Consider the following 14,741-nt stretch of genomic DNA (forward strand, 5'->3'; position numbering starts at 1 on the left):
GAAATGTGCTTTTTTCTTGAATGATTATAATCAATCATTCCGTATCCTGATTGATACGCGAGTTCGGGATAAGAAACGACGCAAAAACGGCTACAATCGAATAGCCATAGCTTTTACTTTCGAGGGGGTATTCCTAAAAAAAGAACAAGTTCGTTTTATTCTGCCCGTGGTTTGCATTATCTTTGCAGTTCGAAAATCACCAAAGTGACTTGTATATGGCAGAAGGTACATCAATTTCTATAAAAGGGGCGCGTGTCAATAACCTGAAGAATATAGACGTGGAAATCCCGCGCAACCGGTTGGTCGTCATCACCGGATTGTCCGGATCGGGCAAATCATCACTCGCTTTCGACACACTGTATGCCGAAGGGCAACGCCGCTACGTAGAGAGCCTGAGCAGCTACGCCCGTCAGTTTCTGGGACGCATGAGCAAGCCCGAATGCGACTTCATCAAAGGCATACCGCCCGCCATCGCCATCGAGCAAAAAGTCAGCAGCCGCAATCCCCGCTCCACTGTAGGCACTTCGACCGAAATATACGAATACCTGCGGTTGCTCTACGCACGGATAGGAAAAACATTCAGCCCCGTCAGCGGACAGGAAGTGAAGAAACATTCCACCGAAGACATCGTGCGATGTATGAAGGAGCATCCCGAAGGTACGAGATACACCGTGCTTGCCCCCGTGGTGCTGCGCGAAGACCGCAATATGCAGCAACAATTGGAGGTGGACATGAAGCAGGGCTTCACCCGGCTGGAAGTGAATGGCGAAATGGTGCGCATAGACGAATACAAGCCGAAAACCGGTGACACCGTGTTTCTGCTGATAGACCGTATGACTGTTTCTGCCGAAAAAGATGCCGTGAGCCGTCTGACCGACTCGGCCGAGACAGCCATGTACGAAGGAGACGGCGCCTGCCTGCTGCGATTTTACCAGCCCGACGGCACAACCTGCCTCTATCGCTTCAGCACCAAGTTCGAAGCCGACGGCATCACCTTTGAAGAGCCGAACGACCAGATGTTCTCCTTCAACTCGCCCGTAGGCGCCTGCCCGGTATGCGAAGGATTCGGCAAGGTAGTAGGCATAGACGAACATCTGGTAATACCCAACCGCGCCCTATCCGTCTACGACGGGGCTGTGGTGTGCTGGCGAGGCGAGGTGATGGGCGAATGGCGGGATATGGTGATACGCGGAGCCGAGAAAGCCGGTTTCCCCATCTTCAGTCCCTACTACGAGCTGACCGACGAACAGCGCCGGATGCTTTGGGAGGGTACGCCCTACTTCGAAGGAATCAACGCTTTCTTCAAGATGGTGCAGGAGAACCAATATAAGATACAATATCGGGTAATGCTGGCACGATATCGTGGCAAGACAATTTGTCCCAAGTGCCACGGCACCCGCCTGAAACCCGAAGCCAACTACGTGCGGGTGGGCGGACGCAGCATCTCGGAATTAGTGGATTTGCCCATCACGGAGCTGAAGTTCTTTTTCGACAAGCTGAAACTTGAACCGCACGATGCCGACGTGGCACGCCGCCTGCTGACGGAGATAAACAACCGTATCCGCTTCCTGCTCGACGTAGGTCTGGGCTATCTCACGCTAAACCGCCTGAGCAATTCGCTTTCCGGAGGCGAAAGCCAGCGCATCAACCTTGCCACTTCACTGGGCAGCAGTCTGGTGGGCAGCCTTTATATCCTCGACGAGCCGAGCATCGGCCTGCACAGCCGCGACACCGACAAGCTGATCGGCGTGTTGCGCCAATTGCAACAGTTAGGCAATACGGTCGTCGTAGTGGAACATGACGAAGAAATCATCCGTGCGGCGGATTACATCATCGACATCGGTCCCAAAGCAGGACGTCTGGGAGGCGAAGTGGTCTATCAGGGCGACATGAAAGACCTTAAAAAAGGAAGCAACAGCTACACCGTGCGTTACCTGCTGGGCGAGGAAACCATACCGACACCCGCACAACGCCGCCCGTGGAACAACTATATTGAAATAAAAGGAGCACGCGAAAACAACCTGAAAGGGGTGGACGCACGTTTCCCCCTGAATGTGATGACCGTGGTGACCGGCGTCAGCGGTTCGGGCAAGAGCACACTGGTGCGTGATATCTTCTATCGCGCCCTGAAGCGCGAACTGGACGAATGCAACGAACGTCCGGGGGAATTTATTTCCATCGGTGGCGACCTCCGGAACCTGAGCAACGTGGAGTTTGTCGACCAGAATCCCATCGGGAAATCATCGCGAAGCAACCCGGTGACATACATCAAGGCCTACGACGAAATCCGCAAATTGTGGGCGGAGCAGCCGCTCGCCAAACAAATGGGTTACAGTGCCGGACATTTCAGCTTCAACAGCGAAGGAGGACGCTGCGAGGAATGCAAGGGCGAAGGAACTATCACGGTGGAGATGCAATTCATGGCCGACCTTGTGCTGGAATGCGAATCGTGCCACGGTAAACGCTTCAAAGCCGACACGCTGGAAGTGAAATTTCATGACGTCAACATCTACGACGTGCTGAACATGACCATCAACCAAGCCATCGAATTCTTCACAAAGTACGGGCAGAAGAAAATCGTAAAGAAGCTTCAGCCTCTTCAAGATGTGGGTTTGGGATATATCAAATTGGGACAATCGTCATCCACGCTTTCGGGCGGCGAGAACCAGCGTGTGAAGCTGGCCTATTACCTCAGTCAGGAGAAAGCCGACCCCACCCTGTTTATCTTTGACGAGCCTACCACCGGCCTGCACTTCCACGACATCAAGAAACTGCTCGAAGCATTCGACGCACTGATACGTCGCGGACACTCCATCGTAATCATAGAGCACAACCTCGACGTGGTGAAGTGTGCCGATTATGTGATAGACCTCGGCCCGGAAGGAGGAGATAAGGGCGGTAACATAGTGGCAGAGGGCACACCGGAAGAGGTGGCCCGATGTGCGGCAAGCTACACCGGACAGTTTCTGCAAGAGAAACTGCAAGAAGACCGGCAGAAGAGGACGAAGTGATTTTCCAGACGCAGATGACGCGGACGGCACAGATTAAAATAAGAAGAAAATCTGCGCCGTCCGCGTCATCTATGTCTGAAGAATATCTTTCTTAAAAGTATACTCTCTGTTTTTCGGAAACCCCGATAAAATGCGGTTATCGACTTAGAAATAAAAACCGAATCCCACCTTCAGGCCGAACTTGGAACGGTCGTCGTTGATATTCCAATAAACGGCCGGCTCAATCGTCACCGTACGGCTGAGGAAAAACGCGTAACCGGCTTCCAAACCGAGCGAAAACTTAGTGTCGTCGTGGCCTTTGCCCCAGTTCCAACGGTCTACATTGACATCAGCTCCCAGAAAAACACCAACTTTATCCAGATAATAGCGACCTCCCACACCCATCGTATAAATGTCGACATCAGAGCCTCCCGTATTCCACGAAACGCCGGCATGCACCAGCAAAGCCAGATTGTCTATAAGGAATGCACCGCCCTTGGCCTCAAGTCCGAAAGAAGCTCTCTCCGTTCCGGTGTCGTACGATAAGTCCAATCCGGTTATGGACGGGTTTACAAACCATTTTCCCTTTTCAAACTGTGCCTGCGCCGCCACTGTGACAACAAGCAGACAAACAAGTAATCCGATTTTTTTCATCTTAGTTAGTTTTTTGAGTGAATAGTTATGATTTTTCATTTTCTTCGCGCCTTTTCCGTTGCAATTCTTCCTTTTTACGAAGAACCAGCCACAACACCAATACGATGACGTATGATGTGATTACTGTGACATACTTTTCCGTTTCGCTGATTTCCGTATTGCGAGGCAGGAAATAAGCCGCCGTTGCCGTGACATAAACAAGCAGAGCTAAAGTCAGCCCGGTAGATTTCTTGATTTTCTTCATCACCAGAGTTTTTTAGTCGTCCTGAAGTACCAGATATTGAACCAGAAAGCCGCAATCGCCACCGATGAAAGAGCGACAGGCAACGCTATCCCGTTTCCAAAGCCCAGTCCTTCGGGCGAGATACATATATAAGTGGCACATACCGCCGTCATGAATAATGCCGGAAAATAGGTGACATAATAATAATGTCCTTTTTTCTCGCGCACCAGATATACGGTAATGGCCCACAATGTAAAAACGGACAGTGTCTGATTGGCCCATGCAAAATAACGCCAGATCATATCGAAACCGTCTTTGTCGCGCAAGCTGTAAAGCAACAGCCCGATAGCCACCAGAAACATCGGCACGCATATATATAAACGATGACGTATGCTTTTTTGTTCCATTCCCAGAAAATCGGCCACAATAAGACGAGCCGAACGGAAAGCCGTATCGCCACTGGTGACCGGAGCGGCAATAACGCCAAGTACAGCCAAGATGCCGCCTACTGTTCCCAACCAATCCTTAGTAATGGCATCTACGATGACGGCGGCATTGGTCTCTTCCATTCCATTCCGATGAAAGAAGTAAGTGGCGGCGGCAGCCCAGATCAAAGCCACAATTCCTTCTGTTATCATTGCTCCATAGAATACGGGGCGACCGTGACGCTCGCTCGTCATGCAACGTGCCATCAAAGGGCTTTGAGTGGCATGAAAACCGCTGATTGCCCCACAAGCTATACTGACAAACATAATGGGGAAAATGGGCAATAAGTCTGCATTGGGATGTGTATTCTGCAATCTGTCCCAGACTTCGGGCAAAGCGGGATGGTTGACGTAGAGCATCGCCAGAATACCGACAGCCATAAACAGCAGGGCAACGGCAAACAACGGATATATCTTGCCGATAATCTTGTCTATCGGCAGCAAGGTGGCAAGTATATAATAAGCAAAAACAACTATAATCCAGAAAGTGGTATCAAGGCTTTCAGGAGTCAGCTTGGCAAGCAGGCCTGCCGGCCCTGCCACAAACACCGCACCCACCAATATCATCAGCACAACCGTAAAGCCACGCATCACCTGCTTAGCTGTCAGTCCCAAATAACGTCCGATGATTTCGGGCAGGCTTTCGCCTCCATGACGCACGGAAAGCATACCGGCAAGATAATCGTGCACGGCACCTGCAAAGATGCTTCCGAGAACAATCCACAGATAAGACGCCGTACCGAACTTAGCTCCCATAATAGCTCCGAAAATAGGTCCCAAACCCGCAATATTGAGGAATTGTATCATAAAGATTTTCCACGTGGGCAAAGGCATGTAGTCCACACCGTCGGCTTTGGTCAAAGCGGGTGTGCTACGGTCATCGGGAGCAAAGACACGCTCCACAAAGCGACCATACAGAAAATAGCCGGTTATCAACGCCAGCAGGCAAAGCGTAAATGTGATCATGATGTATTCGTCTTTTTAATACATGCAAATGTAACAGTTTCTAAGTAAACAGCATAAAATTATCGAGGGTTTTGCTTACCTTCGCCGCGAAAATATAGAATCAGAATGAAACGGAGCACCCTTACCTTATTATATATAGTGCTTATGCTGCCTCTTGCAGCCCAGCTACCCAAGCACGAAGTACGTGCCGCTTGGATAACTGCCGTTTACGGGCTTGATTGGCCTCGCACGCGTGCCACCTCGCCCGAAAGAATACGCAAACAGCAAGACGAACTCGTAGAGATACTGGACAAGCTGAAAGCTGCCAACTTCAACACCGTGCTGTTCCAGACCCGCACACGGGGCGATGTGCTATATCAATCGTCCATCGAGCCTTACAACTCCATACTGACAGGCAAGGTAGGAGGAGACCCCGGTTACGATCCGCTGACCTTTGCCATAGAAGAGTGCCACAAACGGGGCATGGAATGTCATGCTTGGATGGTGAGCATCCCTTTGGGAAATAAAAAGCATGTGGCTTCCCTCGGCAAAGAGTCGGTCACCAAAAAGAAAGCGGCCATCTGCGTTCCCTATAAGAATGAGTATTTCCTCAATCCCGGACATCCGCAAACCAAAGAATACCTGATGAGCCTTGTTCGCGAAGTAGTGAAGCGCTATGATGTGGACGGCGTGCACTTCGACTACCTTCGTTATCCGGAGAACGCTCCGCGATTTCCCGATGGATACGACTACAAAAGATACGCCAAGGGGCGCAGTCTGGCGCAATGGCGCAGAGACAACATCACGGACATAGTGCGCTACATCTATAAGGAAGTGAAGGCGCTGAAACCTTGGGTAAAAGTCAGCACCTCGCCCGTAGGCAAATACCGCGACACTTCCCGTTACTCTTCGCGCGGATGGAATGCCTACCACACCGTCTACCAAGACGTGCAAGGCTGGCTGGGCGAAGGCATTCAAGACCAAATATATCCGATGCAATATTTCCGTGGCAACCATTTCTACCCTTTCGCTCTCGACTGGAAAGAACAGAGCAACGGACGGCATATTATTCCCGGCCTCGGCATCTATTTCCTCGACCCCGCCGAAGGCAACTGGACTCTGGACGAGATTGAACGACAGATGCACTTCATACGTGCGCAAAAGCTGGAGGGCGAAGCGCATTATCGGGTGAAGTACTTGATGGACAATACGCAAGGACTGTATGATACTCTGGAGAAGAATTTCTATACCGCCCCTGCACTGCAACCTGCCATGCCGTGGATAGACAGCGTACCTCCTACCCCTCCCACCAACCTGCGTACGGAACAATTGGCCGAAGGCTACCTGCTTCTGCGCTGGAATCCTGCGACAGACAACGACCCGCAGAACGCACCGACGTATGTCGTCTACGGCTCGGACACATATCCCGTAGATACAGACAATCCTGAAAATATTCTGGCGCAACGGGTGCAAGGAACGGAATTTATCTATGCCCCCATCTTCCCTTGGACCACCCGGAAGTATTTCGCAGTAACGGCAGTGGACCGATGCGGAAACGAGAGCCAGGCGGCGCAATAAGAGAGCCCCCATTTCTTCACCTTTTATCAGGCACTTGTGTCTGACTTGACAGAGGCTTGTGTCTGTCGGCTTGAACACTTGTGTCTGTCGGCTTGAACACTTGTGTCTGTCGGCTCAAAGGCTTGTGTCTGTCCCGTCAGGTGTAAGTGTCTGTCAAGCACTCCGGCAATCTTTTTTCCGCGACACATAGGACTTCCGTTTTTTAACCGTATCTTTACCGCCCAAACCGGTCAACCGATTAAATGCAACCTTATGGCAACAACTTCCTCGGCAGCTTTTGCCGACACCAAAAAGCACTACCACCTGTTAGACGGCCTTCGTGGCGTAGCCGCCCTCATCGTTATGTGGTATCATGTATTCGAAGGTTATGCTTTTGCCGGCAACACCATGATAGAAAATTTCAATCACGGCTATCTGGCCGTAGATTTCTTTTTCATGCTCTCCGGATTCGTTATCAGCTATGCCTATGACGACCGATGGGGCGGGAGCTTCACCATGAAGGACTTCTTCAAACGCCGTCTGATACGCCTCCATCCTATGGTGATTATGGGGGGCTGTGTTAGGAGCTATCACCTACTGCATTCAAGGAAGCGTGCAATGGGACGGAACGCACATCGCCACATCCATGACGATGCTGGCGCTGCTTTGTACGATGTTTCTCATTCCCGCAGTGCCGGGTGCAGGCCACGAAGTCCGTGGAAACGGAGAAATGTTTCCACTGAACGGTCCGTCTTGGTCGTTGTTCTTTGAGTATATAGGAAATATCCTTTATGCTTTATTCATCCGCCGCCTGCCTACCAAAGCACTGGCTGCACTCGTGGCACTGACGGGAGCAGGATTGGCAGGATTCGCCCTCTCCGATGTCTCCGGATACGGTAATATCGGAATAGGCTGGACATTGGATGCCGTGAACTTCGGAGGCGGAGCATTGCGAATGCTCTTCCCCTTCTCGATGGGTATGCTCTTGGCGCGAAACTTCAAGCCCTTCAAGGTGAGAGGGGCATTCTGGATATGCACGGCCTTGTTGGTGGCTTTACTCTCGATGCCTTACATCGAAGGGATGCAACCTGTCTGCAGAAACGGCATTTACGAAGCATTCTGCATCATTGCCGTTTTTCCCGTCCTCGTCCTGTTAGGAGCATCGGGCACAACAACAGACAGCAAATCGACCCGGATATGCAAGTTCTTGGGAGATATATCCTATCCGCTATATATAGTGCATTATCCGTTCATGTATTTGTTCTACGCATGGTTGATAAAGAACGGACTGTTCACTTTCGGCCAGACTTGGCAAGTGGCACTATGTGTTTATGCGTGGAACATATTGGTGGCCTATCTATGCCTGAAACTATATGACGAACCTGTACGCAAGTATTTGGCGAAACGTTTTTCAGACAGAGGCAAGAAGCAAAAATGATATCTCTTCACCAGACCAGCACATAGGCCCGGTAACAGCTTTTCGTCGTTACCGGTACTAACGGAAGATAACCGGAGACCAATTTCCCGTCATTTACCACAACAGGATGTGCCGCCCTGTCTTGTTCGTGTTTTTCGCGCAATTCCTCATTGGAAGGACAGTAGTCGATGGATAGTAGTCCGACACTTTCCGGAGCCATGATATGTTCTTGCAAATGGAGGGCAACCACCCCCATATTCATCCGCATATTGATTTCCACACAGGGATGAACGGCATAGCGGCCATCCGGCATAAGACACACCATCATATCCACGCCCAAATAACCGTCGTAAGTTGCTCCATATCGTTCCGAAAGCATGAGGCACAGCCTGTTGCGCACATCGTGCAACACTTGAAGAGGAACATATCCCGCAATGCGTTTTTCTATATCCTCCGAAGGCATCAGAACATTGCCGCTATACGCACCGCTTTTATTCGTAGAAAACAAAGAATAACCCACAAAAGAGACTTTTCCACATCCGTCGGAACAGAACTCCATAGCAAAATCCTCGACTTTATGATAGGCAGGCTCTCCCGACACAAATCCCTGCTCTCTGATGACACGTTCACACCAGCCTTCAATGGATTGGGTAAAAACGCCCTTACACCAATTCAATCCCTTACCGCTACCCGACCAAGGAGCTTTCAGCACACAAGCATCGTGTCTTGTCACGAACTCCCTGCAATCGGCAATAGCAGACAAACGACAAGAGACGCCGCAGAACCCATCCTTCTCCGAAATCCGAAAAGCGCCCATTACTTCCATCGCCTCGCCGCGAGAAGAAAGCCAACGGTAAGCGGTAAGTTTCTCCGGCAAGGGTAAGCTACACTCAGGAAGTCCTGCTTTCAACAGATGTTTGCGGATGGCCGGATTCCAGCCCCAAGGCATTACTTGTACATCTGCATAGTCAGGTAACTCCGGCACAGTCAGCAATTTCACATCCAGCCGGAACAGTTCCCCCATCTGTTTCAGAAAATCGGCATTGTAAGCAGAAGAAGCCAATACCGCGCTGCCCGGCTCGGCATACCAGAGGGGCAACAAAGCCAAGTCTTCGCCCATACGACGGATAGCAGCAGGCGGCATGTAGTTCTCCTCATTGTTTCCCAAGGCCATATCTGCATCCGGATTGAATAGGTAGAGCTTCATCTTTCAATTGTTAAGTATTTATACACATTCTGTTCGAGCACGCAAAGTTATATAATATTTTGTCATCTCCACTTTGCAATTTCACAAAAAAGGAATATCTTTGTCGCCTGATAAACCGAATTTAAAGCATGGAAGCATTTTACCGTACACACGCTTATCTTGTAGAGCACACCAATGCTCCCGTACGCCGCGACCTCATGGACGAGATTGACTGGAACGACCGCCTTATCGGCATCAAGGGGACAAGAGGGGTAGGTAAAACCACATTCCTCCTCCAGTATGCCAAAGAAAAGTTCGGCACGGACCGTTCCTGCCTCTTCATCAACATGAACAACTTCTACTTCTCCGGACACAGTATTGTAGAATTTGCCGCCGAGTTTCAGCGTCGTGGAGGAAAAGTGCTGCTGATAGACCAAGTATTCAAGTATCCCGACTGGAGTCAGGAACTGCGCATGTGCTATGACCGCTTCCCTAATCTGAAGATTGTATTCACCGGCTCGTCCGTGATGCGGCTGAAAGAAGAAAACCTGGAGTTGCGCGATATTGTCAAAAGCTACAACCTCCGCGGATTTTCATTCCGGGAGTACTTGAACCTGCAAACAGGCATGAAATTCCGGGCTTATACTTTGGAAGAGATTCTGAGTAACCATGAACAGATAGCCAAAGGCATTCTTTCCAAAGTACACCCGCTGGACTATCTTCAGGACTATATGCACCACGGGTTCTACCCTTTCTTTCTCGAAAAACGAAACTTCTCGGAGAATCTGCTTAAAACCATGAACATGATGGTGGAGGTAGATATCTTGCTGATTAAACAAATAGAGCTGAAATATCTTTCAAAGATAAAGAAACTGCTATACTTGCTGGCGGTGGAAGGGCCGAAAGCGCCGAATGTCAGCCAACTGGCAAACGACATACAGACCTCACGTGCCACAGTGATGAACTACATCAAATACCTGGCAGATGCACGTCTCATCAATATGCTGTATCCCAAAGGAGAAGAATTCCCCAAGAAGCCTTCTAAGATAATGATGCACAATTCAAATCTGATGTATTCCATCTACCCCGTCAAGGTAGAAGAACAAGACGTACTGGATACATTCTTTGCAAACGCAATGTGGAAAGACCACAAGGTAAACAAAGGAGACAAGAATATGTCATTCATGGTAGATGAAGTGATGCCCTTTAAGATTTGTCTGGAAGGAATGAAAATAAAAAACAATCCGGGCATAACGTACGTACTGCATAAAGCTGAAATAGGCCGGGGCAACCAAATACCCCTCTGGCTGTTCGGCTTCTTATATTAATAGATTTTTTCACTTAATAAATAATTAGTTATGACTAAACAAAAGAAATTCATTACTTGTGATGGTAATCAGGCTGCTGCGCATATCTCGTATATGTTTTCCGAAGTAGCTGCCATCTACCCCATCACTCCCTCTTCTACGATGGCTGAATATGTAGACGAATGGGCTGCCGCAGGTCGTAAGAACATCTTCGGCGAAACTGTATTGGTGCAGGAAATGCAGTCGGAAGGCGGTGCGGCAGGTGCCGTTCACGGTTCTTTGCAGGCCGGTGCGCTCACCACCACGTACACCGCTTCTCAGGGTTTGTTGTTGATGATCCCGAATATGTACAAGATAGCCGGTGAATTCCTGCCTTGCGTATTCCACGTATCGGCACGTACTTTGGCAAGCCATGCGCTGTGTATCTTCGGCGACCACCAAGACGTCATGTCTGCCCGTCAGACCGGCTTCGCAATGTTGGCAGAAGGTTCCGTACAGGAAGTAATGGACTTGGCCGGTGTGGCCCACCTCTCCACTTTGAAGAGCCGCGTGCCGTTCGTTAACTTCTTCGACGGTTTCCGCACTTCACACGAAATCCAGAAAATCGAGATGCTGGAGAACGAAGACCTCGCTCCGCTCATCGACCAAGAAGCTTTGGCCGAATTCCGCGCACGTGCATTGAACCCGATGAATCCGGTAGCCCGTGGTATGGCGGAAAATCCCGACCACTTCTTCCAGCACCGCGAATCTTGCAACAACTACTACACAGCAGTTCCTGCAATCGTAGAAGAATACATGAACGAGATTTCCAAGATTACCGGCCGCAAATACGGTCTGTTCGATTATTACGGTGCAGAAGATGCAGAACGCGTCATCATCGCTATGGGCTCTGTAACGGAAGCCGCACGCGAAGCCATCGACCACCTCAGGGCCAATGGCGAGAAGGTCGGTCTGGTTGCCGTCCATCTGTATCGTCCGTTCTCGGCCAAGCACTTCCTTGCAGCGGTTCCCAAAACAGCCAAGAAGATTGCCGTACTGGATCGTACCAAAGAACCGGGCGCCAATGGCGAACCGTTGTACCTCGACGTAAAAGACTGCTTCTATGGCATGGAGAATGCGCCGGTCATCGTAGGCGGCCGCTACGGTCTGGGGTCTAAGGACACCACTCCCGCCCAAATCATCGCCGTTTACAAGAATCTGGCCATGCCGATGCCGAAGAACCACTTCACTATCGGCATCGTAGACGACGTGACATTCACTTCTCTGCCTCAGGAAGAAGAAATCGCATTGGGTGGCGAAGGCATGTTCGAAGCCAAATTCTACGGTTTGGGTGCTGACGGTACGGTAGGTGCCAACAAGAACTCCGTGAAGATTATCGGCGACAACACCGACAAACACTGTCAGGCTTACTTCTCATACGACTCTAAGAAATCGGGCGGTTTCACTTGCTCTCACCTGCGCTTCGGCGATACTCCGATCCGTTCTACCTATTTGGTAAATACGCCGAACTTCGTTGCTTGCCATGTTCAGGCCTACCTGCACATGTATGACGTGACACGCGGCTTGCGCAAGAACGGCTCATTCCTGCTGAATACCATCTGGGAAGGCGAAGAGCTGGCAAAGAATCTTTCAAATAAGGTGAAGAAGTATTTTGCCCAGAACAATATCACCGTTTACTATATCAACGCTACGCAAATTGCACAGGAAATCGGTTTGGGCAACCGCACCAATACCATCCTCCAGTCCGCATTCTTCCGCATCACGGGTGTAATCCCTGTCGACTTGGCCGTTGAACAAATGAAAAAGTTCATCGTGAAGTCTTACGGCAAGAAAGGTGAAGACGTGGTGAACAAGAACTATGCAGCCGTTGACCGCGGCGGCGAGTACAAGCAACTGGCCGTCGACCCGGCTTGGGCCAACCTGCCTGACGACGCTAAAGTGGAGAATAACGACCCGGCATTCATCAACGAAGTGGTTCGCCCCATCAACGCGCAAGACGGCGACCTGTTGCCGGTATCTGCATTCAAAGGCATCGAAGATGGTACTTGGTATCAAGGAACCGCCAAATTCGAGAAACGCGGTGTAGCAGCTTTCGTTCCCGAATGGAATCCGGAAAACTGTATCCAGTGTAACAAGTGTGCATACGTTTGTCCTCATGCTTCTATCCGTCCGTTCGTGCTCGACGAGGAAGAGCAGAAGGGTGCAAACTTCACTCAACTGAAGGCCGTAGGAAAGGTATTCGACGGCATGACGTTCCGCATTCAGGTCGATGTGCTCGACTGTCTGGGTTGCGGCAACTGTGCCGATGTTTGTCCGGGCAACCCGAAGAAGGGTGGCAAAGCTCTGACAATGAAGCATCTTGAAAGTCAATTGTCAGAAGCAGACAACTGGACTTACTGCGCCGAAAACGTGAAGAGCAAGCAACACCTTGTCGACATCAAGGCCAACGTGAAGAACTCGCAGTTTGCCACTCCGTTGTTCGAGTTCTCCGGTGCTTGTGCCGGTTGCGGTGAGACTCCGTACGTCAAACTGATCACCCAGTTGTTCGGCGACCGCGAAATGGTGGCCAACGCTACCGGATGTTCTTCCATCTACTCCGGCTCAGTGCCTTCTACTCCTTATACGAAGAACGAACAAGGACACGGTCCTGCATGGGCTAACTCTTTGTTCGAAGACTTCTGCGAGTTCGGTCTGGGTATGGAGCTTGCCAACGAGAAGATGCGTGCACGTATCGTGAAGCTGTTCAATCAAGCCATCGAAAACGAGCACACACCTACCAATGCTAAAGAATTGATGCAAGCATGGATCGACAATATGTTCGATGCCGATAAGACCAAGGAACTGGCTCCGCAGCTCGAACAAGTAATCGATGGCGGTATTGCCGCAGGTTGTCCCGTATGCAAGGAACTGAAAGGATTGACGCAATACCTCGTAAAGCGCAGCCAGTGGATTATCGGTGGCGACGGTGCTTCATACGACATCGGTTACGGCGGTCTCGACCATGTTATCGCTTCGGGCAAGGATGTCAACATTCTGGTTCTGGATACTGAAGTTTACTCCAATACGGGTGGCCAGTCTTCCAAAGCTACTCCGGTAGGCGCTATCGCCAAGTTTGCAGCTTCCGGCAAACGCGTACGCAAGAAAGACCTCGGCTTGATGGCCACTACTTACGGCTACGTTTACGTTGCGCAGGTAGCTATGGGAGCCGACCAAGCTCAGACTTTGAAGGCTATCCGCGAGGCAGAAGCATATCCCGGCCCGTCGCTCATCATCGCATACGCTCCGTGTATCAACCACGGTCTGAAGGCAGGCATGGGTAAGAGTCAGGCCGAAGAAGAATTAGCCGTGAAGTGCGGTTACTGGCATCTGTGGCGCTACAACCCGTCTTTGGAAGCCGAAGGCAAGAATCCTTTCACGCTGGACAGCAAAGAGCCCGACTGGACAGGCTTCAAAGACTTCCTGAAAGGCGAAGTGCGCTATGCTTCGGTGATGAAACAATATCCGCAAGAAGCAGAACAGTTGTTCCAGGCTGCCGAAGACAATGCAAGGTGGCGTTACAACAGCTACAAGCGTCTGTCTAAAGAGAACTGGGGCGCCGAAGTGGCCGAATAAGTTTGATTATCGAGATAAGATAAGACCGGTTGGGCGGGATGGCATGACGAGTGCTTCCCGCCCAACTTCTTTTCTTCCTCCATAATCCCTACTTTTGCCCTCTGATCAACCAATTAAATCAATCAAGAGATGTTCAGTATTCTATCTTATTTCAGGAGTGCGGACGGGCTTCAAAGAACCTGTTCCGCCGGCAAAAGGGAAAAGGGAAAAGAAGAGAAAGCGGAGAAAGAGCTGCAGGAGGAGAAAGCGGATGCGGTGAAAGAGCGGCAAGAGAAAGAAGCGAAGGAAGGAAAGGATGCGGGGAAAGTGCGGAAAGCGCGTACCGCCTCTCCCACGCTTTCAAGTTTCGTCCGGGTGGCGGCCCG

General features: G+C 50.5%; 9 protein-coding genes and 1 pseudogene. 6 read left to right on the forward strand and 4 right to left on the reverse strand.

Annotated features, from left to right (window positions below; translation table 11 throughout):
- Positions 1 to 215 precede the first annotated feature (215 nt).
- Complete coding sequence (gene uvrA, locus EV202_RS12935; protein WP_131927350.1) at positions 216 to 3,011, forward strand: excinuclease ABC subunit UvrA; 2,796 nt, start codon at positions 216 to 218, stop codon at positions 3,009 to 3,011.
- Between the two features lie 144 nt (positions 3,012 to 3,155).
- On the opposite strand, the gene EV202_RS12940 is transcribed toward uvrA, so the two are convergent.
- Genes EV202_RS12940 through EV202_RS12950 form a run of 3 tightly spaced genes read right to left on the reverse strand, consistent with a single transcriptional unit; the run spans position 3,156 to position 5,318 of the window.
- Positions 3,156 to 3,644: a hypothetical protein gene (locus EV202_RS12940; protein ID WP_106070591.1), complete on the reverse strand. Its 489-nt coding sequence runs from the start codon at positions 3,642 to 3,644 to the stop codon at positions 3,156 to 3,158.
- A gap of 25 nt (positions 3,645 to 3,669) precedes the next feature.
- Complete coding sequence (locus EV202_RS12945; RefSeq protein WP_106070066.1) at positions 3,670 to 3,888, reverse strand: hypothetical protein; 219 nt, start codon at positions 3,886 to 3,888, stop codon at positions 3,670 to 3,672.
- Positions 3,888 to 5,318, reverse strand: coding sequence for a carbon starvation CstA family protein (locus EV202_RS12950; RefSeq protein ID WP_131927351.1), 1,431 nt, complete (start codon positions 5,316 to 5,318; stop codon positions 3,888 to 3,890). Before EV202_RS12950 ends, EV202_RS12945 begins: the two co-directional genes overlap by 1 nt.
- A 105-nt stretch (positions 5,319 to 5,423) precedes the next feature.
- On the opposite strand from EV202_RS12950, the gene EV202_RS12955 reads away from it, so the two are divergent.
- Together EV202_RS12955 and EV202_RS12960 are read left to right on the forward strand one after the other, a co-directional pair.
- Entirely contained in the window at positions 5,424 to 6,875 is a 1,452-nt protein-coding gene (locus EV202_RS12955; protein WP_131927352.1) for a glycoside hydrolase family 10 protein, read from the forward strand.
- A gap of 252 nt (positions 6,876 to 7,127) precedes the next feature.
- A pseudogene (locus tag EV202_RS12960) lies at positions 7,128 to 8,292 on the forward strand (acyltransferase family protein).
- 7 nt (positions 8,293 to 8,299) lie between these two features.
- On the opposite strand, the gene EV202_RS12965 reads toward EV202_RS12960, so the two are convergent.
- Complete coding sequence (locus EV202_RS12965) at positions 8,300 to 9,478, reverse strand: hypothetical protein (protein ID WP_131927353.1); 1,179 nt, start codon at positions 9,476 to 9,478, stop codon at positions 8,300 to 8,302.
- Positions 9,479 to 9,606: 128 nt separating this feature from the next.
- On the opposite strand from EV202_RS12965, the gene EV202_RS12970 reads away from it, so the two are divergent.
- The 3 genes from EV202_RS12970 to EV202_RS12980 form a co-directional block, all read left to right on the forward strand.
- A complete protein-coding gene (locus tag EV202_RS12970) occupies positions 9,607 to 10,785 on the forward strand; it encodes an ATP-binding protein (RefSeq protein WP_131927354.1) in 1,179 nt (392 codons plus the stop codon).
- A 30-nt stretch (positions 10,786 to 10,815) separates the two neighbouring features.
- Positions 10,816 to 14,376 carry a pyruvate:ferredoxin (flavodoxin) oxidoreductase gene (gene nifJ, locus EV202_RS12975; protein WP_131927355.1) on the forward strand — a complete coding sequence of 1,187 codons (3,561 nt, stop codon included), beginning with the start codon at positions 10,816 to 10,818 and terminating at the stop codon, positions 14,374 to 14,376.
- A gap of 129 nt (positions 14,377 to 14,505) precedes the next feature.
- On the forward strand, positions 14,506 to 14,741 hold a 236-nt coding region (locus tag EV202_RS12980; protein ID WP_207903448.1), incomplete at its 3' end, for a hypothetical protein.

The sequence above is a fragment of the Prevotella heparinolytica genome, from assembly GCF_004342845.1.
Lineage (GTDB): Bacteria > Bacteroidota > Bacteroidia > Bacteroidales > Bacteroidaceae > Bacteroides > Bacteroides heparinolyticus.